The 21,537-nt window shown below is 42.6% G+C and carries 20 protein-coding genes; 11 read left to right on the top strand and 9 right to left on the bottom strand.

Annotated features, from left to right (window positions below):
• Window positions 1-52 precede the first annotated feature (52 nt).
• Both KUL49_RS06825 and KUL49_RS06820 read right to left on the bottom strand, forming a co-directional pair.
• Window positions 53-712, bottom strand: a complete 660-nt coding sequence (locus KUL49_RS06825) for a hypothetical protein (RefSeq protein WP_131136807.1) — start codon at window positions 710-712, stop codon at window positions 53-55.
• 175 nt (window positions 713-887) lie between these two features.
• Window positions 888-1,463, bottom strand: a complete 576-nt coding sequence (locus KUL49_RS06820) for a DUF4136 domain-containing protein (RefSeq protein WP_131136864.1) — start codon at window positions 1,461-1,463, stop codon at window positions 888-890.
• A gap of 252 nt (window positions 1,464-1,715) precedes the next feature.
• On the opposite strand from KUL49_RS06820, the gene KUL49_RS06815 reads away from it, so the two are divergent.
• Together KUL49_RS06815 and KUL49_RS06810 are read left to right on the top strand one after the other, a co-directional pair.
• Complete coding sequence (locus KUL49_RS06815; protein ID WP_131136806.1) at window positions 1,716-2,777, top strand: L-dopachrome tautomerase-related protein; 1,062 nt, start codon at window positions 1,716-1,718, stop codon at window positions 2,775-2,777.
• 17 nt (window positions 2,778-2,794) lie between these two features.
• Entirely contained in the window at window positions 2,795-3,346 is a 552-nt protein-coding gene (locus KUL49_RS06810; RefSeq protein WP_131136805.1) for a DsrE family protein, read from the top strand.
• Window positions 3,347-3,405: 59 nt separating this feature from the next.
• Here KUL49_RS06810 and KUL49_RS06805 read toward each other — a convergent pair whose 3' ends face one another.
• Complete coding sequence (locus KUL49_RS06805) at window positions 3,406-3,918, bottom strand: Lrp/AsnC family transcriptional regulator (RefSeq protein WP_131136804.1); 513 nt, start codon at window positions 3,916-3,918, stop codon at window positions 3,406-3,408.
• A gap of 217 nt (window positions 3,919-4,135) precedes the next feature.
• Between KUL49_RS06805 and KUL49_RS06800 the strand changes: the two genes are divergently transcribed.
• The 4 genes from KUL49_RS06800 to KUL49_RS06790 all read left to right on the top strand — a co-directional run bounded on the left by KUL49_RS06800 (window position 4,136) and on the right by KUL49_RS06790 (window position 8,890).
• Window positions 4,136-6,274, top strand: coding sequence for a TonB-dependent receptor (locus KUL49_RS06800; protein ID WP_242633750.1), 2,139 nt, complete (start codon window positions 4,136-4,138; stop codon window positions 6,272-6,274).
• A gap of 56 nt (window positions 6,275-6,330) precedes the next feature.
• Window positions 6,331-6,609, top strand: a complete 279-nt coding sequence (locus tag KUL49_RS21105) for a hypothetical protein (protein WP_242633749.1) — start codon at window positions 6,331-6,333, stop codon at window positions 6,607-6,609.
• 5 nt (window positions 6,610-6,614) lie between these two features.
• Window positions 6,615-7,625, top strand: coding sequence for a cytosine permease (locus KUL49_RS06795; protein ID WP_242633748.1), 1,011 nt, complete (start codon window positions 6,615-6,617; stop codon window positions 7,623-7,625).
• A gap of 152 nt (window positions 7,626-7,777) precedes the next feature.
• Window positions 7,778-8,890 (top strand): DUF917 domain-containing protein, encoded by a 1,113-nt coding sequence (locus KUL49_RS06790; RefSeq protein ID WP_131136803.1) that lies wholly within the window; start codon window positions 7,778-7,780, stop codon window positions 8,888-8,890.
• Window positions 8,891-9,038: 148 nt separating this feature from the next.
• On the opposite strand, the gene KUL49_RS06785 is transcribed toward KUL49_RS06790, so the two are convergent.
• Window positions 9,039-10,715 (bottom strand): acyl-CoA dehydrogenase family protein, encoded by a 1,677-nt coding sequence (locus KUL49_RS06785; RefSeq protein WP_131136802.1) that lies wholly within the window; start codon window positions 10,713-10,715, stop codon window positions 9,039-9,041.
• A gap of 249 nt (window positions 10,716-10,964) precedes the next feature.
• Between KUL49_RS06785 and KUL49_RS06780 the strand changes: the two genes are divergently transcribed.
• The 3 genes from KUL49_RS06780 to KUL49_RS06770 all read left to right on the top strand — a co-directional run bounded on the left by KUL49_RS06780 (window position 10,965) and on the right by KUL49_RS06770 (window position 13,850).
• On the top strand, window positions 10,965-11,765 hold the full coding sequence (locus KUL49_RS06780) for a PaaX family transcriptional regulator (protein ID WP_131136801.1): 801 nt from the start codon (window positions 10,965-10,967) through the stop codon (window positions 11,763-11,765).
• 185 nt (window positions 11,766-11,950) lie between these two features.
• A complete protein-coding gene (locus tag KUL49_RS06775; RefSeq protein ID WP_131136800.1) occupies window positions 11,951-13,063 on the top strand; it encodes a hypothetical protein in 1,113 nt (370 codons plus the stop codon).
• Between the two features lie 319 nt (window positions 13,064-13,382).
• Window positions 13,383-13,850: a DUF3718 domain-containing protein gene (locus KUL49_RS06770; RefSeq protein WP_131136799.1), complete on the top strand. Its 468-nt coding sequence runs from the start codon at window positions 13,383-13,385 to the stop codon at window positions 13,848-13,850.
• Window positions 13,851-14,054: 204 nt separating this feature from the next.
• On the opposite strand, the gene KUL49_RS06765 is transcribed toward KUL49_RS06770, so the two are convergent.
• Entirely contained in the window at window positions 14,055-15,398 is a 1,344-nt protein-coding gene (locus tag KUL49_RS06765; RefSeq protein WP_131136798.1) for a M24 family metallopeptidase, read from the bottom strand.
• A 157-nt stretch (window positions 15,399-15,555) separates the two neighbouring features.
• The gene (locus tag KUL49_RS06760; protein WP_131136797.1) at window positions 15,556-15,936 is read right to left on the bottom strand and encodes a VOC family protein; all 381 of its coding nucleotides are present in this window, start codon (window positions 15,934-15,936) and stop codon (window positions 15,556-15,558) included.
• A 105-nt stretch (window positions 15,937-16,041) separates the two neighbouring features.
• Between KUL49_RS06760 and soxR the strand changes: the two genes are divergently transcribed.
• Entirely contained in the window at window positions 16,042-16,518 is a 477-nt protein-coding gene (gene soxR, locus KUL49_RS06755) for a redox-sensitive transcriptional activator SoxR (RefSeq protein ID WP_014977126.1), read from the top strand.
• 6 nt (window positions 16,519-16,524) lie between these two features.
• Entirely contained in the window at window positions 16,525-17,514 is a 990-nt protein-coding gene (gene rlmF, locus KUL49_RS06750; protein ID WP_131136796.1) for a 23S rRNA (adenine(1618)-N(6))-methyltransferase RlmF, read from the top strand.
• A 118-nt stretch (window positions 17,515-17,632) separates the two neighbouring features.
• Here rlmF and KUL49_RS06745 read toward each other — a convergent pair whose 3' ends face one another.
• The 3 genes from KUL49_RS06745 to betA form a co-directional block, all read right to left on the bottom strand.
• Entirely contained in the window at window positions 17,633-18,355 is a 723-nt protein-coding gene (locus KUL49_RS06745) for a TorF family putative porin (RefSeq protein ID WP_014979915.1), read from the bottom strand.
• Window positions 18,356-18,493: 138 nt separating this feature from the next.
• Window positions 18,494-19,711: a choline transporter gene (locus KUL49_RS06740; RefSeq protein WP_014950283.1), complete on the bottom strand. Its 1,218-nt coding sequence runs from the start codon at window positions 19,709-19,711 to the stop codon at window positions 18,494-18,496.
• A 169-nt stretch (window positions 19,712-19,880) separates the two neighbouring features.
• Window positions 19,881-21,533 carry a choline dehydrogenase gene (gene betA, locus KUL49_RS06735; RefSeq protein WP_131136795.1) on the bottom strand — a complete coding sequence of 551 codons (1,653 nt, stop codon included), beginning with the start codon at window positions 21,531-21,533 and terminating at the stop codon, window positions 19,881-19,883.
• Between the last annotated feature and the right edge of the window lie 4 nt (window positions 21,534-21,537).

Below are 21,537 nucleotides of genomic sequence, written 5' to 3'. Positions count from 1 at the left end.
CGTGTAAGAGGGAGGTAATGAATAGTGACTTATTCACTTTGTAAGATTGCCCTTACTGCTTATCAAATGCATCAATTAGCGCATCAGTTTTACCATCGGAAGAAAAGCCGAACCCGTTTTTATTGAATATCAGCGTATTGTCAGACGTCACTGACGTTCGGGCTTCTTTTAAAAATGACTGGATAGTCGCTTCGTCAGTGCCTTTCTCTTGTAGTGTTGATGCAAATGACGTGGCATCTCCCCATTCTTTGAACTGAGACAGACGAGATGTTTGTTGAATAAGTGACGTAAGGTTGGTGTCCTTTTCTAGGTACTGTTGTAGGCGCAACGTGGTTTTACCAAGCTCTTGCTCGCCCTGACTGCTTTCAATCACCAGCTCGCCTTTACTCATCGTTAGCTTTGTATCGTCTGAAATACCAAGTTTTGCCGCTAAATCACTTAATCTCGAGGCAAGCTTTTGCCGATTAAAATCGAGGTAGTTTGCAATTGTGTTGCCGTTGAGTGAGGCCTCGCCGCTTTCTATTTTTTTAAGATATGTGTCAATTTGATTGCCCTGTAGTTCACCATTAAACGCACTGAACGCATCACCGAGAGCATTAGCCTGCTTGGATTTTTCTACAACATCTTGAAGTGCGCTTTGGGCATTTGCTGTGTCGCCCAAGTAATTGAATAGTGAAGGTGAAGATGACAAGTGGCTGTATGTGGTATCCATTTCTGACTCTGTGTAGCTCACTTCATAGCGTGGGGCATAAAAGTGGGGGACCTAATATAGGCATTCATACGCAAAATCAGCGCCAAGTTCATCGTTATGAAGAGTTTTTATGGAGTAGGGGCTCTTGCGAGTCCCTAGCGAAGAAGTCGGTTCTTATTGCTGACACAGGTGTGAGCTATCTGTTAGACGGATATTGCTCAAGGAGCTTGATGACGAGTTCATCAAGTTTATTTTGAATGCTGATACTGTCTTTCGACTCCAGCTCTATCGCTCCCGACGCGCTGTAAACAAATGTACCGTCTTTAACAATGTCAATTTGAAGCCCTTGTTGAAGCGTGGTTTGCTCTCCAACCGGAATGCTAAAAATGCTGCCCAATGAAATGCCGCCAGAGCGACCGTAACTTCCGGTGCCCAGCCCTAGATTCAAGGTGGTGCCATCCTCTTTAGTGGTGGTGGAAGGTAGGTATCCCACCGCGATATCGGCGTCCTCCTTTGAAGATGGGGTGAGGCCTTTCTCAATGAGGCGCTGGGTAATGGCCGAGGAAAGATGATTGGCCAGCGTTGCGTTGATTGGGTTTAGAGGAGGCTGAATATAGAACGTTTTAATATCGGCAAAGTTTTGTGTTTCATCCATATTTACCTGAGGCTTACTGCTACTGCATGCGGCAAGCACGACCATGCATGCTGTTAAAAGTAGCAATGTTTTCAAATGCTTTGCCTTTTGCGTTAAACCAGTTTCACGTTTTTTCATCATACTGCTGTGCATAATTTTCAGTAAAGTTTGTTAGCTCTTAACTTAAACGAGAGCATAGCGTGTTTTGGATCTCATAAGTGGTAAAGCAAGTTTCACCGCTTGATTTTCGTCAGCCTGCATAGATAAGCCACTAAAAGGTGTTCCACATTCACAATAAGACCGTATGCTTTATTCCATTCAGTTTTGTTAATGCGCATCGCTTTGTGGTGTGTGCTGACAAGCGAAGCCACTAATTAAAGGTAAAGGGATATGAATACAAAGCGTATAAAACAAGGGGTACTTGCCACCAGTGTCGCCGCACTTTTTTCTGTAAATGCAATCGCGCAACATTCACCAGACGCGAATGTTGAATTAGTGGGCGACATAAAGGGCACGCAAATTACCGGTGTTACGGTAAGTAATGATGGTCGCGTATTTGTGAATGCGCCTAACTGGCGTGACGGCGTTCGCTTTTCCGTAGCTCAGGTTACCGACACTGGAGAATTTGTCGCTTACCCTAATAGCCAAACAAATGAATGTGTGGCACAAAGCGAAGTAAGAAAAGACTGCTTTTTAGCGGTGCAGTCAGTGGTTGCGCACAAGGATAAGCTGTATGTATTGGACACCCGAAATCCTAAGTTTAAAGGTGTAGTGGATGCACCTCGCTTGTTTGTCGTTGACTTAGCCTCAAACGAGATAGAAGGAACCTTGATACTTAGCGAAGATGCTTACCATCCTGATTCGTACGTTAATGACTTGCGAGTAGACGAAAAAACGAATCGCATATATATGACCGACTCGGCTCACGCGGGTTTAGTGGTATATAACCTTGATGACAATACCAGCTATCGTATTTTAGATAACCATAAAACCACTAAAGCTGAAGTCGATGCGTTAAGTATTCAGGGCAAACCCTTTACTATGCCTGTTCAGTCTGACGGGATCGCGCTAGATTCGTTAAACGACACACTATATTTTCACGCATTGTCTGGTTATTCGCTGTATGCCATCAACACATCTGACATCGAGAAATCGTCAAACGACGTGTTGGCAGAAAAAGTGCGAAAAGTAGCGACGACAGGCGCACCAGATGGCATGATTTTTCATCAAGGTAATGTTTATTTAGCTGACCTGGAAAAGCAAGAAGTACAGTACCTTACGCCAAGTCTAGACCTTCGCACCCTTGTGAAAGGTGATGTGGTGAATTGGGCTGATACCTTTAGTATCTACAACAATGCGCTTTACTATACCAATAGCAAAATACAAGATGCGGGTAGTGATGTTAGCGACATGACATTTGAAGTGTATAAAACAGCGCTACCTGCGCGTTAAAGTTCGAGGAATTAGCAATGAGCATCACAAAAAGGATTGGCAGCGCGTCACTGGGGTTTGCAGCAGCACTCTTAGTAGCCGGGCAAGTTTCAGCTAAATCAGATTTTGATTATGGCCCTGTGTTTGACACTTTCGGCAAGCATGCTGATGTTGAGGGCGTAAGCTTTCCTGAAAATCAGACATTCAAGATTGCGTTTGACGTAGCCAAAGCGGCAAGCCCTGGTGAGGTAAACCGCAAGTTTGAGTCGCTGGCACGGTTTATCAATATGCACGTAGCCAACGGCGTTAAGCAGGAAAATCTTTCGCTTGCGCTTGTCGTTCACGGCTCTGCCACAGAAGAAGTGCTTAAAACTGCAAACTTTAAAGAGCGTAAGGGCTTACCTAATGGAAACGAAACGCTACTTGTAGCGTTGATGGAGAAAGGTGTAGACGTAATAGTGTGTGGGCAGTCTGCCGCTGCCCATGGCGTTGAAAAAAATGCGTTGATAGACGGAGTGAAAATGGATTTGTCAGCCATGACAGCCCACGCGCGCCTGGCACAAAAAGGGTATTCGGTTAACCCTTTTTAGGTTGCTTAACTTACTGTTTTGCTAATTTTTGTACCAAAAGCGGAAATTTAATTATTAAGTTATTCTTCTTGATTATGTTCCTCGTACCATTTCAAGCTTTCAAGAGGGTAGCCCAAGAAGAATTTACTGCGTTCAAGTACGATCCTTGTTTGAATTCGCTTAATGCCAAGTGTTTCATCATCAGATAAATGATCGCAAACTTTGTTTAAAGCGCTAATATCAGGAAAACAACATAGAGAGATATAATCAACATCGCCAGTTAGCTTCATACAGTCCATAATTTCAGGTATTTCATCAACAGCCGAAATAAACCTCCTGCAACTAGGTGCACTATTATCTTCTAGTATGAACTCTATATATGCCAACACATGTTCACAAATTTGCTCCAAATTAACATCTGCATGAAAAGTGCGAAAGTAGCCAGCTTCTTTCAGAGATTTTACTCTTTGGAAGCAAGCACTTGGCGACAAATTTACTTTTTCAGCTAATTCAACATTTGTCAGGTCAGCCTCGAGGTGTAACGTTGCCAAGATTTTCTTATTGTAACTATCTATTTTTAACGATTTTTTCATTGAACAGCTTAAGTAAATTAATCTCTCTGTCAGTATTCTCGAACATTATTTCCCACTAAGCTATATAAATTGTCGCCTTCTGTGACAATTCAAAAAATAATCACCCGCTAGATAACCGATTACAAAATATTATTTCGAACATTTCACACACAATAAAGGGCAATCAAAAAATAGCATTCAGAAACAGCAACCCAAAAGAGTTACAGCGGAGATTATAATGAATAAAAACTCAATAGCAGGTTTACTAGCAACCGCGGTAGCCTTGCCATTCTCTATGTCAGTGCAGTCAAACGAAGCTAATGCTACTGATACGGATGATGTTGAAAAAATTGTAGTCTCTGCGCGTGGTCGTGTTGAAACAATTCAGTCGGTTCCAGATTCCGTAACTGTTTTTGGTAGTGAAGATATAGAAAATGCTCGAATAAAATCTTTTCGTGATGTCGCGAACTTAACGCCAAATTTAAGCGCATTAGACAACTTTAGACCAGGCCTAGCACGCATAACAATCCGCGGTTTAATCACTCCGCAAGTGGGCGACCCGCCACTTACCTTTGTTGTTGATGGTATAACCGCTTCTGATCTTGAATTTATAAACCAAGGTCTAGTTGATATTGAACGTATAGAGGTTATGCGTGGCGCACAGGGGGCGCTGTATGGGCGTGGTGCTGTTGGTGGCGCTATCATTGTTACAACTAAAAAACCATATGAAGAGTTGGAAGGCAGTATTAAAGGAACTGTGGCTGAAGGTAATACTTATGAATTAAATGGTGTTTTTTCAGGTTCATTGAACGATGAAGATACTGCCTACTTTCGCGCCGGTGGTTATAGTAAATCAACAGATGGTTTAATTGATAATACTTTCCTTGGTGAAGAAGCTGACTACATTGATGAGTCAGGTGCTTTTGGTAAGTTACATTTTGTAGTTTTTGAAGATACAACGATTGACCTCAACGCTAAAGTTTCAAATAGCGATGGTGGCTTCGCCTATTATCAGGGCGTTACTGAAGACTCTTTTGAAGACTTTAGTGTAAAGACATCGCAAAACATCCGTAATAATGATCAGCGTGATGTTTTAGAGCTTAGCGCTAGTTTAGGCCATGAATTTGATGTTGCCACTATTAAAGTTATTGCAGCTTATAGTGAGTCAGAAAATGAACATTTTTACGATGGCGATTATTCTGCTGATCCGACATATGAAGAAGATGGCGACGGCCTTGTTTTACGAGCACCATTTGGCACAGAAGGCTTTTTTGACGTTGAATCTATAACACTCGAGGCAAGATTGACTTCATTTAATGATCAGCAGATACGCTGGGCTTTCTCTACTTTTTATCAAGATAAAAAACGAAACAACACGATTAACTTTTATGATGATTTAATTGGGGATTTTCCATTAAACGGAAATGACTTTACTGAAGATTTAATTTATCTGACTATTGCAGACAAAAATAGTAGTGAAGCTTGGGCGGTTGCAGGTCATGTAAGCTATGACTTTACCAGCAATTTAGAACTGACGGCGGCGCTACGTTTCGACCACGATACTAGGAAATCATTCGACCCTAATTTTGAAGCAGACACATTCGCTGAAAAAGACTTTTCTCAGTGGCAGCCTAAAATTACTATAGCCTACCAGGTACAAAATAACTTTCTTATTTACACCGGTTACTCAAAAGGTTTCAGAAGTGGTGGTTTTAACGAACCTGCAGAAGGTATTGACAGAGCTTTTGATAAAGAAACATCTGATAGCTACGAACTAGGGGGTAAATCATCTTGGTTAGACGAGAAGTTAAAATTAAACGGTGCATTGTTTGCCATCAAGCAATCAAATGCACAAATTACCCAGTTTAATGTCGATACCTTCACATTAGAGAATTTAGCAATCGATGAAGTAATGACTCAAGGTATTGAATTGGAAATGTCACTAGCGTTAACTGATAACTTAGATATGCAATTTAGCGCAGGCGTTATAGATTCAGACATTGAGAAGTTTTCTGATCGGCCTGAGTTAGAAGGTAAGCCTCAAGTTTGGGTGTCTGCCTATAATTATGCGTTTACGCTAAATCATAATATCGAATTAACAAAAAATTGGTCACTGAATTCACGTGGAGAAGTGATTGTAGAAGGCCCTAAGTATTTTGATATCGAGTCTCCTGATTTAGAATCATCCACATACGCTTTTGTTAATGCAAATTTTTCGCTAATTTCTGAGCGGTGGACAGTACAGTTGTTTGCTAAAAATCTAACCGATGAACGAGCTATTGAAGATATTTTCTTTTTCGGTGACGGTGTTACAGAATTTGCTAGACAGCCTAATAGGCCAAGAATGGTAGGAGTTGAAGCTAAGTTCAGTTTCTAAGACGTTAGGTATTTAAACTACTAGGCTCCTAACGGAGCCCTTTTAAAAGAGCAAACATGGCTGATTCAAAAGAACACTCGAAAAACTCATTTGAAGACTATACAACCTGTAAAGTACCAGAGTCTGCAACAGTGGGTGGATTGAGTATCGGGCTAATTAACGGTAGCTTAGCATTCTCAGTACCAGGGCTAATTACGGGGGTCGAAGTCGGCAATGCTCTTGGTTTTACTCTAAGCTTTTATGCGTTTCTTATTGGTGGCTTGATATTATCTTTGATGGGGGCATTGGCTGGTATTGTAGGAGAAAAAACCGCTATACATCATGTGTTACTTTAAAATATGTGTTTGGTGAGCATGGTGCTAACTTCATCAGTTTATTGTTTATATTCTCTTTACTTGGCTGGTATGGAGTAAATCTAGATTTATTTAGCACTTCTCTCCAACAGTTAGCTTGTCAACTGTTTAATTACTCCCCTCCGCTTTGGTCAATTGAATTAGTGATTGGCTTAGTTATTACTTCATCAACCATTTTAGGGTTTACCTTAATTGAAAAAGCCTCCTTATTCCTAGTTCCTATCATGATACTGGTACTATTATACTTGCTGTATCAAGGCATGACATATACTTTATCAGGAAGCACAGTAGCGACAGACTTCACTGGCTTACGTTTTGGAGAGTCAGTTTCTATAGTAGTTGGCAGCTTTATTGTCAGTGTAGTGTTAATGCCAGACTTTTCGAGATTTGCTCGTAGTTCAAAGGACGCCATAACGGCTTCTTTTCTGCCATTTCTTGGTATCAGCAGTTTTGTGTATAGCGTATCAGGTTTTATCGGTACCGCCGTAGCAAGTAACGACATATTAGCGATCATGATAACACTCGGTCTAGGCTCTGCTGCTTTTTTTCTGCTTATAAGCGCCAGTTTCATTACCAATGTGATTAACTTATACAGTGCTGCGTTGGGTGCAAATGCAATCAGAACTAATTTGAGAAAAGACAAACTTATTATTGTTTTGGGTATACTAGGAACTGTCGTTGCCTCTTTCAACTTGCTTGATAATTTCACTGACTTTCTGTTTAGCTTATCCATAGTGTTTACGCCCGTTGTCGCCATTTACGTAGTCGACTTTTTTATTTTACGCAACCTAAAAACTTACCAAGCCAGCGACATAAATGCTAAGGGTAAAGTGAATATCAAAGCAATGTTAGCCTGGCTTTCAGGGCTCATTACATCGCTGCTGGTTAATTATCAAGTATTCACTATCACGACAATTGAAGTATGCGATTCTGTATTAGTCTCTGGCCTTATCTATTTTTTACTTATCAAGCTTTCAAGCAAAAGCGCTAACAAATAACTTCTATGGCTACATTAAAATTAATCGTACATAAAAGGCTATCACAATCAAAATTTTATTCTTTTAAAGAGCCTTTTTAACAACACTTTTATTGAGGCAACTTTTTATTATTTGTCTTAAGCATTTTTTTAAAAAGACGAACAGGAAACACAATGCAAGTAAGGGAGTTAACTCGCGAAGATATTGAAGATATTTTGTATGGATGTGCGATTTTAGGCACTGGCGGGGGGGGAGAGTTAGAAGAAGGTTTTGACTATATTGACCGAGCTATTGCAGCAGGCAAGACATTTAAAATGGTGAGTATTGATGATGCGCCTCTTAACGCAAAAGTATGCACACCCTACATGCTGGGGGCACTTTCTCCCATGAGTGTAGAGGAAGAGGAACGCTATCAAGGCCTACCTAAAAATAAAGAGCCTGCAATTGATACGGCTTTTAAACGTTTGCAGTCATACACGGGTGATAAGTATTTTGGCACTATTTGCTGTGAACTAGGCGGTTCAAACACCGCCATATCCTTCTATCTCGCAGCTATGCATGACGGTTATATTATTGACGCAGATCCAGCTGGTCGAGCAGTTCCAGAAATTACTCATTCAACGTACTATTTTAACGATTTAAATGCTTCCCCCATTATCACCGCCAACGAATTTGGCGAGTGCTTTATCTGTGAAAATATTAAAAACGATGAACGAGCAGAGCATATTGTCCGTGCACTTTCTATGGTTAGCAGAAACGACATTGCGGCTATCGACCATGCCTTAACTATCAGCGAAGTAAAACATGCGGTCATCAAAGGGACAATAAGCAAGGCATTAGTAATAGGTAAAGCCTTTAGAAAAGCCAAAGAAGATGAGCTAGATCTAGCTGAAGAGATCGCCAAGCATGGTCATGGTGTAGTTAGATTTAAAGGAAAAGTTTCCGACTTTTCCTTTAGCACCAAGGGCGGGTTTACCATAGGTGAGTTTTTAGTTAATGGTACTGGCGAATTTAAAGACAACAGATACAAGGTGGCGGTAAAAAACGAAAACCTTGTAAGCTATTTAAATGGTGAGGTAGATGTCACCATTCCAGATTTAATTTGTTGTTTAGACTTAGACATAAATGAGCCTGTTACAAACCCACATTTAACGATAGGTAGCAATGTGGCTATTGTCGTTTTACCTGCCCCAAAAGAGTTTAAAACTGAAAGAGGGCTAGCGGCTTTTGGGCCTAAATATTTAGGTTTAGAAATGAAATTTAGCTCAATCTTGTGTACAGATTAGAGCTTTTTTTCTTAGTAGCGATCTGTTTATCAGTTCAAAGAGGTTCCTGATGAGTCGAGAGTCGGCTTTTTGCGCATTACTTTACTTTGCGAGTTACATTACTGAACAGATGTCTCACTGAGAAACTGAAAGATCAAGCGCGGCACATCTACTCAACAGATACCTGCCCAAAGGCAATAATTTTTTCAAACGGTGTGGTGTCGGGCAATGTACCTAAGGCAAAACCACATGCATTGCCAAGCCTTGATTCACAGAAGGTGTGGGCGATGTCGATAAGGGCGTTGTCGTTATTAAGTGACGTAGCAAGAAGTGAACATGCTTGTAGCGCTAGCGCCATTTGTTCTGTTAAATATCGGCTGCGCGTTTCCATATTCTGCGTGTTTGATAGCTCGTCAAATAGCTTACTAAGATGAATATCATAGTGCTTGTTTTTGCCTGCTTGTGTTTTAAGCTCACTAAACAAAGCCTCTTTAACATTGGGCTCTTTGGCGAGTGCGCGCAGTACATCTAAACATTGTACGTTTCCGCTTCCTTCCCAAATAGAGTTCAGAGGCGCTTGGCGATAGTATCGTGGCATGGGGTTCTCTTCAACGTAACCAATACCGCCTAAACACTCTTGAGCTTCGTTAACAAACATAGGCGTGCGTTTACAAACCCAGTATTTTCCAATGGCGGTGGCCAGCCTTGCCAGTGCAGCTTCATGATTATTGCTCGATGCACTATCAACCGCTTTGGCAACGCGCATAGTGAGTGCAGTAGCAGCCGCACATTCAATGGTGAGGTCTGCCAACACATTTTGCATTAAAGGCTGATTGACTAAGGTCTTGCCGAATGCGTCGCGATGACTTACGTGGTGTAAGGCGTGAATCAGTGATTGTCGCATAAGTGCTGATGAGCCAATCATACAGTCTAACCGCGTAAGCGACACCATATCTATGATCACCGGCACACCACGGCCTTCTTCGCCAATCAAATATGCCGTGGCTTCCTGAAATTCAACTTCAGACGATGCATTGCTCCAGTCACCCAGCTTGTCTTTCAAACGCTGAATTCGCACGTTATTGAGTGCACCATTTTCCAACAACCTTGGTAGTAAAAAACAGCTTAGTCCGCCTTTCGCTTGCGCAAGTATAAGATGAGCGTCGCACATGGGGGCTGAGAAAAAGAATTTATGCCCTACGATATGGTAACTTCCATCAGCCTGTTTCACCGCTGTAGTGGTATTACGCCTAACATCCGACCCGCCTTGTTTCTCAGTCATCCCCATACCAATAGTCAGTCCATGTTTCTGACTAGCTGGCAGGGAACGAGGATCATAAACACCATTAATGGTTTTCTCTAGGTATACGGGTGGCAGCTGCTTTCCATACCGCATGGCCGGAATAGCTGCGTGGGTCATAGTCAGCGGGCAAGACGTGCCAGACTCAGCCTGATAATGCATATACATTAGCGCTGCCCTGAAGGTGTGTGCGCCTTCAATGCCTTCATGCTTCCACGAATAGTTGTGTACATTGTGCTGCATCGCACTTTCCATAAGCGCGTGATAGCTGGGATGAAACTCAACATCGTCAATGCGGCGGCCATAGCGATCGAATGTGTGGAGAGTTGGCTTATTCTTATTAGCAAGCTCTCCGTGAGCCATAAGTGCATCCCCCGCGATTTGACCATACTGGCCTAATAACCCTTCGTCATGCTGGTGGGATGATGGCAAATGCTGATCGACTAATACGCGCAGTAAGGTGTCATCACGCCACAAATTGTAGGGCGTGGAAATGGTGGGTTGGTTTTCTACAACGTGCGTAACAAATCGATTTGATGAAGTCATGGCATTTCCACTTGGTGAATATACAAGGTGTACCTTTGAACTGGGCTTTTACTTTAAAGGGCTACGTTAAAGCACTATCTCCAAGTACTACCTTAAAACATTACATTAATGGTTGTAAATTGGTATTTCATGTAATGTTTGTGCGCGGCGCGTGTTTATATAATGATGAATGCGTATATGTTTGGCCTTAAGCCAACTTATATTTTAATTAAAATTACGTCCTATCTGAGACAAAGAAGTAAATAGAGTTTGCAATTAGAAAAACAGAAAAAGCCCAATGCAAGAAAGCTACTGCTAAAGCTATTGGGCTCCCGTGACAATATTCAAATGAATGCCAGCGCAGCTGTTCGCGTAGGGGCGCTATTTGGTATTTCTGAAAATAACATTCGGGTAACGCTCACGCGTTTACAGTCTGCACAGCTTATTACCTTGGTTGAACGCGGTTTTTACAAGCTGGGCGACAAAGGCATTCGTTTTGCAAAGGAAATTCATCAGTGGCGAGAGGATGAGGATGGGCTTGTACCCTGGCAAAACGATTGGGTTGTCGCTCAAACCAGCACGCTTCCTAAAAGTGATAAAAAGCAGCTCAGAAATAATGAACGAGCGCTGAAGCTTTTGGGGATGAGAAAGCTGACAAACGACGTTTACCTCAGACCGAACAATTTCTCAGGCGGAGCAGGCGAAGTAAGAGACAAACTTTACACACTTGGTCTATCGAGAAAGGCGCTCGTGTTTAGTGCCAGCGACTTTGACACTAAATCACACAGCAGGGCGATGGGATTATGGAGCCACCTAAACCTAGGGGCACTTTATAAAGACGGATGCATCGAAATAGAGGAATCTCTTGCTCGATTAACGTCTTTACCCCTTGAAGAAGCAACCAAAGAATCTTATGTGATAGGAGACAGGGCGTTATACCACTTGGTGTTTGACCCCTTATTGCCATCGCCACTTGCAGATGTAGCAATGCGTGAGCGCTATCGTAATCTAGTAAAACGGTACGATGATGCTGGCGCACAAATTTGGCACCGCTTTTTAAATCAAAACTAAGCGAGATTAAAGGTAAACAGCTCAAAAAGAGGGTTACAGATACGTTACACACAGTTGAGCGTAAATTTCACATATAGATGTATTGTGTGAGAACAGTCAGAAAGATGAGACGGTAAGTAATTATTTGGCCGCATAGAACGCTAAGTGTAATTAGCTCTAATAGAAGTAGCGTAAATGGAGAGAAGATGACCGCATCAAGACCGTTATTTAAGCATATTCGCAATCATACAGCGCTTTTCAATGAGCTTTCTCAATATCGAAACGCCGCTGTAGATACCTTGGGGTTTAAGGGGTATGAATTTCATAAAACGCCAAAGTTCGTAACCGAAGATGGAAGTCGGCTTACCATAGAGCCAGAGAGAAGCATTGTACTGCCTAAAGTTCATGCGTTGTCGGGTTTGAAGAATAAGCTGACACAGGCTATTCCCACGTTACATATGGTTGAGCATAGTGAAATAGGCTATCGCTACCCAACGGCAGCGTTGGCTGGGCTAGACGCGCCATTTATTAAACGTATGCGTTCTGAGTATTTTCACAAAGTGGATGAAGATAGAAGTATTTGCCGCCCTGTGAATTTGTCGTTCGGAATTAAAAGTCGCGGAAAAGCTGACAACCGACAAGAATACGAAGTGTGGATGCCAGATGAAGCGCCAGATCAAAATCCGCTTCCTTTGCTCATCAATGCCTATGGCGAAGACTTACCCGATGATGTAAGACACTTTGTTGAACAACCCTCAAGAGTACACGGTTGGATGGGGGTTAAGCGGGCAGCATTTGAAGCTCTTTACACAAACAAGCAACATTGTGGTGATTTGATCATTTGCGTCGCCATGAGTGTAGACGCCTACAACATTGGCGCTAAACCCGATCTAGCTTATTCTCCTGAAGCAGAAAGCTCTATTGCTGTAAGCAACGCAGAGTTTGAGTGGGAAATAGAGGGGTACTATGCTCCGCGAGGCTGGGCGTTTGACCACGATGAAGTGTGGGCAGCAATAAATCACACGTTAGAAGCTATCAATGCGCCGCTCGATGATTTATACGGCAATGAAATTATTCCTATTGCCGAAAGTAAAACGGAGCGAATTTTGTCAACATTGCAATCACTGGGAGTTAGGCAGGAAGAAGTAGACGAACTCAATCTTCAGCCATGGGAGTTCATGCTTACTGAAAGCGAGCACAGGGTTAAAGCACACGATCCCAGTCGTTCCGTTAATTTATTGGGTAGACTAAATCGACTCTTTTACCAACCAGAGCAGCAGTTGCCTTCACTAAATTGGATGCATGACCTCATTTTATAGGTTTACACTTTTAAGATTACTCTGCTACTCAACTTGATTTCTTATTATTGACAAAACGAAGCGCGCTGAAAGCAATTTCATGCGCGCTTTTTTATATTCCTTCTGAAGTCATTCTGTAACTAAAAAGACTCATATGTAAAATTTTATATAAAATATGTTTGTTTTTGTAAATAACTTTCAGTTTTGTCGTGATCTGTCTGTTTATTTTGCTGTTTATGTAATTAAATTACGAAAAATGCTTTATTTTTTGAAAGTATTGTTCATAATGTATTCATCACTTAGGTGATATCTAATTTAGTTACAAAATAGGAATTCAAAAATGAAACTGTCTACTTTCGCTATTGCTCTAACATTATCTGTTGCTGCCACTCAATCTTTCGCAAAAGATGTCGTACTAAAGCCAATTAACGACAACATCGAAACACAAGCATGTTTAACTGCTGCTGAAGATGGTTTTGGTCCAGCATTGCGTCTTATCCGTTCAAAAGGTTTTAACGCAGAAGAGTTCAGTGCATCTGTACGTTGCAACGGCGAATCACTTCGCACTTTTGCTTACATGTACAAAAACAACAAGGCGACTGAAAACGCGAAAACTGTAGCACTTGTTGCTAAAAACCAAGATGTTGCGTCACAAGCTTGCTTAGAAGCACTTTCAGTAGGTAAAGAAGCGGCATTAGCGAAGTTTGGTTTGGAAGGTGAGAACATTATTTGTAACCACAAAGAAATGTCTGACTTTGTGCGTGAATACAGCGCAGAGAACGTAGTTGTTCGCACTGCTGCTGAATAAGACTGCGTTTTAGGATAGCAACCTACTGCTAATATTTAGTACAGTTTCATGGCCTTTCGCTTGAAAGGGCGAAAGGCCTGACACTTTACGCTTCGCTTGATTTAATTCTACGTAAGTCTTCTCGCATCGACCAACCTTTAGCCGCACCGTTCAGTTTTTTCATTTCGTTTAGGCCTTAAAATAGGCGCAACGCTCCACCTATAGTTATTGGTTTTCATCTGAATGAATCAAATGAAACTCAGTTTGCCTGCCATCTAAATAGGTTACTGACTGACCGTCAAAAAATGCATCTTCTTCCAGCATAATTCTAATTTCTTTGTTCCACTCTTTAATAAAGCTTGCTGCATTGAGTTCTATCGAATAAGCCGTCTGTGCAAACACTGGATAGTCACCTTGAACTGGTACTCCTTCCTGTGCATCCCACATTCCTATCGTTGGACCTGCCGCGTGCCCATGAAAACCAAGCGGGTGGGTGTAAATAGCGGGCGTAATGCCTTGTTCGATAGCCTGCTGTCGCGACATACTCAAAATAGTGTTACCTGTTCTGCCTACTTTAAAATTACCGGTCAGAATGTCCTGCAACTGGTTTCCAGATTTAAGTGCTTCCTTAAGTGAAGCTGGCGCGTCTTTTTCACCAGGCTTTAACACGTAAGCATGCTGCTGTTGATCAGTATTAAGTCGAAGGTAAGTAATGCCGAAATCGACATGAATGAGATCGCCCGGCCGAATGATGTTTTCACCAGGACGCTTGCTAAACGCGGTAATTTGGTCGAAGACTTCACTGTCTTTACGTTGAATTGAGACAGTAGGATGAAACCAGTTGGTCAGCCCTAAAGCGCGCGTTTGATCACGCAGCCACCACACCACATCGTCTGTAGTTGTCACGTTAGGGGTTATAACTTCATTTGAAAATGCCGTTGCTATCAGTGAATGACCAATTTGAGTAAGTACCGGATAATATTGCATTTCAAGGTCACTGCGCGTTTCCAGCCAACCGATTGAGAGTCTTTCGCCACTTACAACGCGGCTTTTCAGCGCTTCAGGAAGTACGGCCATAAATTTATCGTGTTCGGTAGAGGTCATGCCATCAGCGAGCGCAAATGAATCAGACGTATTAATGGCAATTTTAGCGGGATTCCGGGCTTCGATAACGTGCTTCAATGCCTTCCACTGGTCGGGTTGTGCTTCCTTATCCCACGCTTTTTTAAATAGTGACCCTACCGCATATCTTGCAACGGCCAAACGTTCTAGCGGTTGACCATTGCCGGGGTTATAAATGACTAACATGGTATGACGTCGTGCGGAAATCCAAGTAGAAGGTAACATGGTTTTTAAAACGGGATCTTCATTGTATTCCCGGGACATTAACACCCACATGTCGATGCCTTCACGCTCCATAATTTGGGGCAGCACAGAATTGAAGCGTTCAACGGTGATCTTGTCAATCAGCTCGCTTCGCTGTTTCATACTAAGAATGTTATTCGCCCATGCGTTTGCCGATAGGGATAACATTACTAAACCTAAACTTACCGCTAGTAACTTTCTCATCCATGTTTCCTGTCTATTATTAAAATGACCACAGTGCGCGTTCATTTTTAGTAAACAAACTTAGCAAACAACAATACAAAGTAAAACGCGCACGAGTGGGGTAACGTTAATCTAACACTAAATTTGAAAGTTCAGCTAGGCGTATCATTTGATAGCCCTAGTTATATGAAACGACTTCAATCTCTATGTTTTGCTGAGCCATGAAATAAAAGCGTCTACCTGGTTCATAATCGCCATGGCTAAAAGTATTGAAATTTAGTGCCAGAACCCGCTGCTCTGTTTCGTCTAAATTAGGCACAACAATACCGATGTGGTTGATATTGGCGAGGGTTTTATAATCGCTTTCTATATCATTGATAATTTTAGGTCTGTAAAGGGCTAGGTAGTCTTTATCGTTTCCTACGTGCACCGTGTAGCCGTCATTTTTGGCGCCGCCGCTCCACCGTACTTTCCAACCAAATAGCGTACAAAGTAAGCTGGCTAGCTCATCTGGGTTTTCAACGGTGATATTCGCGTGCTCTAAGTATGCAGTTGTCATGTGTTTTTCCTTGTGTAGATAATCAACGAAAAACAGCTTAATATCTAAAGCTAACTTTAGATCAAGCGTTTTTTACCGTTATTTCGAAATTGGAAAAGGGGCGTTATGGCACCAGAACCTATGGTAAGCATTGGCTTTATTGCTAAACGTACTGGCAATGCTGTTTCATTAATTCGCTATTATGCCAACGAAGGACTAATTCCTTCTGTGCGCACAAATGGCGGAAATAGAGCATTTCCTCGCTCAGTCATTCGCAGAGTTTCCTTTATTTTGATTGCGCAAAATATGGGGTATTCCCTTGCTGAGATAAAGAGTCTGTTGTCTACACTTCCAGACAACAGAACGCCAACACAAGCTGATTGGGCAAAATTAAGCACGGTGTTTAATCAGCATATCGAAGCAAAAATTGCGGCGCTGACCAGTTTGAAGACGTCGTTAGAAGGCTGTATTGGCTGTGGGTGTTTGTCATTAGACCGCTGTAGGCTTTACAATACCGACGATAAAGTGGCAGCCCAAGGTAGCGGTGCCCAGTTGCTCGATGAAAACGTGCAATCCCAGTTCTTAGTTTCACACAAAAAGTAGCGCTTCATGCACCCAAAAAATCTTCACAAGAACGGCTATCCTATGGATACGCTGTGCCAGACATACCCAGCGCTCAAGTCTTTTCTCGTTCGTGCTAAAAGCGGCAATACCAGTATAGATTTCACCAGCCCAAAAGCGGTGAAGGTGCTTAATGCGGCCTTACTTCATCACTACTACCGCCTTGAATATTGGGATATTCCTGATGGCTACTTATGCCCCCCTGTACCTGGGAGAGCAGATTATATCCACGGTATTGCTGATTTATTAAAATCAACGAGCAGCAGTGCGCATGGTGAGCAGAGTCAACAGGGGAAAGATCAAAACGTTCGTGGGCTTGATATAGGCGTGGGCGCAAATGCTATCTATCCTATTATCGGCGTTACATCCTATGACTGGTCGTTCGTAGGGAGTGATGTTGACGACGTCGCAGTAAAAAGTGCTAAAGCTATTGCTAGTAAAAATAGTGTGTTAGCCCATAAGTTCCAAGTGCGTGAACAATTGAATAGAGCAAGTATTTTCAACGGCGTGATTGAAGCAAATGAACGATTTACGTTTACTATGTGCAATCCTCCGTTTCATAAGTCTGCGCAAGATGCACTGTCTGGCACGCAAAGGAAGACATCTAATTTAACCCGTAACAAAAAGAAACGAAGTGGTGCAAAGTTCACTGATAATCGGGATCAAGGTTTTGGGCGTCGTACATCTAAGCTAAAAGGTCAAAATGCTTCTTACCAAGGTAAGGACGCAAACTTAAATTTTGCGGGCCAAGCGAATGAACTGTGGTGCGAAGGCGGTGAACTTGCCTTTATTCAGCGCATGGTTAAAGAGAGTGTCTCTGTAAAAGACAATGTAGAATGGTTCACCTGCTTGGTGTCGAAGAGTGCCCATTTGAAACCAATTAAAACCAGTATTGATTATTACGGTGCTGCGCAGTGTAAAGTGATTGATATGGGACAGGGAAGTAAATTGAGTCGTTTTGTTGCGTGGACTTTTTAACCGTCGTATCGCTAAGTTAAATTGACCGAGTACAGTTGAAGCAGCATAGTGCGAGCACGCATAGCATTTGCTAAGAAAAGTGGTTCTTGTTCTGAAGAACCACTTTCCAATTCAACGTTTAGAAGCTGAAGGTTTTTGATACACCAAACACAATGCGCTCATCGGCGGTATCAAAATCAAGATTTGTGTTTTCAGCAGCAATTTCGAAATCGAACCCTTCATAACTCGTTTGGTAAGCCAAACGGTAGTGGTAGAAAGAGGTGTCATCACCATTCCACAGCCACTTGTCACTGTCTAGTGAGTTAGATACGTCAAAGCTTGCACGTAAATGATGGTTGGGTGCGAGTTCAAAGGTATGAGCTACCATTGCGATAGCGTGTTTTGCGCCGGTTCCAAAGTAATCCCACGTGTACCAGAAGTTTAGTTCTGAGCTACCGTAGTCACTGGCATAACCAAACTTGGTATACACCTCTGGGTAATTGCCATCACTTGAATCATCGCCACCGTGATAAGAATAATAAGCGATGCCGTAGTCCAAACTCACCGTTTCGGTTAGCATTTGGTAACGACCCACGTAAAAATCCCATTCAAGATTTGTATCGCCACCAAAATCTACATTAGATGCCCACGTGCCTGCATAAGTGCCGTTATCAAATGCTTTATCAACACCGCCTTGTAGTGCAGGGTCGTTTTGCGTTTGGCTAACGCCGTTGAAGGTATAATCTGAAACCGCAGAGATATTGGCGCTCCAATCAGCGAATGAAGCTGAAGAATATAACGCTGCGACAATAGCCACTGTGAAAATATGCGTGGATGTAAAAAAAGAATTCAATTTTTTCATTGTTAAACACCTGTTTTTATCGTTGTTTTATTTGGCCCGCTTCCTAGTTAATGCGCTTTTACGCCGGTTTCGGGCAACACTTACCCCCATTGGCTCAAAGTGGGCCAATGTTAATGAGGTAAGTAGTGATTGATTTAATTAGTTGAGATTTTCTATCTTGGTAAAGTCGATTTTGTTTTCTTTCGGCGATGTTTTGATGGCCGTCACCGATTTAAACTTCTGACTTAGAATGAAAGCAAAGCAGCTAAAGAAGATAGCGATAACTAACGCACCCACCCACTGAATTTGCAAGAAGTCTAGTTTGAACAGCAGCGTGAGTAGCGAAAGCGCCACGATATTGAGAGCAATGTAATTGCCTTTACCGATGCGTTCAACGGTCATGTTTAGATTATCTGTATAAAGTCTAATCAGTGAATCAAGTGAGTTGATCACAAAGACGACACCCACACACACCATGGCTAAATTGGTTATCCCCTCAGTAGGAATACCTGCACTGTGATAGTGGTACAGTACTGAAAACCAAGCCGCAATGGGAATAGATGGAATGACCATCATAGCCAACATGACTTGATAAGTTTTAAGACCGCCCACGAAACGAGACGTAAACTGACCAATCATGATACTCCAGCTGAACCACCAGAATAGATAGAACTCGTGATACTCATTAATGGGCAATACGAAGTTATCGATGTTCGCAAAGTACCCACCAATAAGACCTAGGTTGGTAAAATAAGCCGTTATCTCACTTTCGCCAAATACAAATGCTGCCGCCCACATGCCAACAATGAGGGCGATGAATACCCATGTGGTTGTTAAGCTTAAAATACGCACGTATTTAATGCTAGTGCTCGAATATACGGCAAAAGCAATGGCTGCAAACACAATCAGGTAGAACGCAGGCACGACAGATTCTCCGTCGCCTATCGACGGTAAATACCACGGAAGGTTAGACAGTAATAGAAACGCCGTGAAAGCACAGGTTCCGATGATTACAACGTTGTTTACGAACTTAACAACGGGAAGCTCGAAGAACTTTACTTTCGGTTCGATTACGCAGAAATAAAAACAAGTAAGAAAGTAGAATCCCCAAATTAAGAATCCCCAAAACCCAAACTCAATGGCGAGCGGATTGGTGAAGGCATATTCAGGACTTGCGCTTATGTCAGCATAACCAGCAAATTCAGTGAGCGGGAACATAATAAGGCCCACGTCCAAACCTGAGGTAAAGAGAATGGCAATAAAGGTAAAGGTTCTAACTGGCGTTACGCCGACCACTTTCATGTTGCCCCATTTAAACAAAATATAGGCTACAGAAAGTAGAGTGAAAATAATGCCTGCACTAAGCCATACTGTCATTATCACCCTCCCAATATTGATAAAAATGAAACATGTTTTTTCCTTTTTTCGTTATTAAACAGCCCACCCAACTACACATTAAAGCCTTATATTAAAGGCGGCATGTAGGCACTGTGGAAGGTGCGCTTGTTTTAACAACAAGCACACTGGTGCGAGATAGTCTAAAAATTTAGCGTTGCTCTGTTTGCCAATGCGGGTGAATATCCACGGGCACATTTTGTGGTGGCAAAGCGGGTTTACCCAGAATGATGTCTGCCGCCTTTTCCGCCACCATGATGGTTGGCGCATTTAGGTTTCCGTTTGGAATTGTAGGGAAGATAGAAGAATCCACCACTCGCAATCCTTCAATGCCATGAACATTGGTTTGAGAATCTACCACTGCCATCTCATCTTCCCCCATTTTGCAAGAGCATGATGGATGGTAAGCGCTCTCAACGGCTTCACGCACAAAAGCGTCTATTTCTTCATCCGTTTGAATGTGCTCGCCAGGCTGAATTTCGCCGTCTCTGAAGTCGTCGAATGCTGACTGTGCGATGATTTCTCGTGTAAGTCTTACGCATGCTCTAAACCCTTCGATATCATCTGGATGCTGCAAATAGTTAAACAAAATTTTAGGTGGAACCGTCGGGTTAGCCGACTGAAGGGTTACGCTACCTCTACTTTTAGGTTTGTTGTGACCTACGTGCACTTGAAAACCATCGCCATCAAACGCTGACTTTCCGTCGTATCGAATAGCGGCAGGCAAGAAGTGGTACTGAATGTCAGGCCACTCCACATCTGCTTTCGAGCGAATGAACGCGCAAGATTCAAAGTGATTCGTAGCGCCTAACCCAGAACGGTTTAGCAACCAGCGAGCGCCGATCAACCCTTTTGAAATTAAGCCCAGTTTGCGATTTAACGTAATTGGCTGTTTGCACTTGTACTGGAAATAAAATTCCAAATGATCTTGCAGGTTTTGACCTACACCCGGCAGGTGGTGCTTAACATCGACACCTGCTTTTTCAAGAATCTCTTTGTCGCCAATTCCAGAAAGTTGCAGTATGTGTGGCGAGCCAATAGAGCCGGCACTTAAAATCACTTCGTTAGATGTGGCGGCAGTTTCGGTTTTGCCGTTAACTACATATTCAACGCCTTTTGCGGTTTTATCTTCCAGCACAACTTTAGTAACCAGCGCGCCAGTCACTATGGTTAAATTCTTACGCGATTTTACCGGGTCAAGATATTCACGGCTTGCCGAACTGCGTACGCCGTCTTTCACGGTCATATGCATAGGGCCGAAGCCTTCTTGCTGCTTGCCATTGTAATCGCTAGTGATGTCGTAGCCCGCCTGTTCGCCGGCTTTAATGAAGGCCGTATAGAGCGGGTTCTTCATTTCGTTACCGTTGTTAACGCCGAGTTCACCATTGCCACCTCGGTAAGCGTCGTTACCTTTGTACCAGGTTTCAGCTTTTTGGAAATAGGGTAGGCACGCCTGATAATTCCAGCCCTCTGCGCCGTGAGCTTCCCATTCATCAAAGTCTTTAGCGTGGCCACGTACGTATACCATTCCGTTAATGGATGACGAGCCGCCCAACACTTTACCGCGAGGGCAGTGCATTTCACGGTTGTTTAAATAGGGCTCTTTTTCAGTGTTGAATTGCCACGCGTATTTGTCGGTATTCATAGGAATAGACAGCGCCGTTGGCATCTTGATGAAAATGCTTTTATCTGAGCCACCGGTTTCCAATAGCAACACCTTGTGCTTTGGGTTTTCTGATAAGCGGTTCGCTAGCACACAGCCAGCAGAACCTGCTCCAACAATAATGTAATCAAATGTCTGCATATGT

This window comes from Alteromonas sp. KUL17, assembly GCF_006538305.1.
Lineage (GTDB): Bacteria > Pseudomonadota > Gammaproteobacteria > Enterobacterales > Alteromonadaceae > Alteromonas > Alteromonas macleodii.
The sequence above is the reverse complement of the archived record's forward strand: the minus strand, read 5'-3'. Positions and strand labels throughout refer to the sequence as shown.

Coding starts and splice junctions, on each gene's coding strand:
- KUL49_RS06825 (WP_131136807.1), bottom strand. CDS start 712: ATGGATACCACATACAGCCACTTGTCATCTTCACCTTCACTATTCAAT.
- KUL49_RS06820 (WP_131136864.1), bottom strand. CDS start 1,463: ATGAAAAAACGTGAAACTGGTTTAACGCAAAAGGCAAAGCATTTGAAA.
- KUL49_RS06815 (WP_131136806.1), top strand. CDS start 1,716: ATGAATACAAAGCGTATAAAACAAGGGGTACTTGCCACCAGTGTCGCC.
- KUL49_RS06810 (WP_131136805.1), top strand. CDS start 2,795: ATGAGCATCACAAAAAGGATTGGCAGCGCGTCACTGGGGTTTGCAGCA.
- KUL49_RS06805 (WP_131136804.1), bottom strand. CDS start 3,918: ATGAAAAAATCGTTAAAAATAGATAGTTACAATAAGAAAATCTTGGCA.
- KUL49_RS06800 (WP_242633750.1), top strand. CDS start 4,136: ATGAATAAAAACTCAATAGCAGGTTTACTAGCAACCGCGGTAGCCTTG.
- KUL49_RS21105 (WP_242633749.1), top strand. CDS start 6,331: ATGGCTGATTCAAAAGAACACTCGAAAAACTCATTTGAAGACTATACA.
- KUL49_RS06790 (WP_131136803.1), top strand. CDS start 7,778: ATGCAAGTAAGGGAGTTAACTCGCGAAGATATTGAAGATATTTTGTAT.
- KUL49_RS06785 (WP_131136802.1), bottom strand. CDS start 10,715: ATGACTTCATCAAATCGATTTGTTACGCACGTTGTAGAAAACCAACCC.
- KUL49_RS06775 (WP_131136800.1), top strand. CDS start 11,951: ATGACCGCATCAAGACCGTTATTTAAGCATATTCGCAATCATACAGCG.
- KUL49_RS06770 (WP_131136799.1), top strand. CDS start 13,383: ATGAAACTGTCTACTTTCGCTATTGCTCTAACATTATCTGTTGCTGCC.
- KUL49_RS06765 (WP_131136798.1), bottom strand. CDS start 15,398: ATGAGAAAGTTACTAGCGGTAAGTTTAGGTTTAGTAATGTTATCCCTA.
- KUL49_RS06760 (WP_131136797.1), bottom strand. CDS start 15,936: ATGACAACTGCATACTTAGAGCACGCGAATATCACCGTTGAAAACCCA.
- soxR (WP_014977126.1), top strand. CDS start 16,042: ATGGCACCAGAACCTATGGTAAGCATTGGCTTTATTGCTAAACGTACT.
- rlmF (WP_131136796.1), top strand. CDS start 16,525: ATGCACCCAAAAAATCTTCACAAGAACGGCTATCCTATGGATACGCTG.
- KUL49_RS06745 (WP_014979915.1), bottom strand. CDS start 18,355: ATGAAAAAATTGAATTCTTTTTTTACATCCACGCATATTTTCACAGTG.
- KUL49_RS06740 (WP_014950283.1), bottom strand. CDS start 19,711: ATGACAGTATGGCTTAGTGCAGGCATTATTTTCACTCTACTTTCTGTA.
- betA (WP_131136795.1), bottom strand. CDS start 21,533: ATGCAGACATTTGATTACATTATTGTTGGAGCAGGTTCTGCTGGCTGT.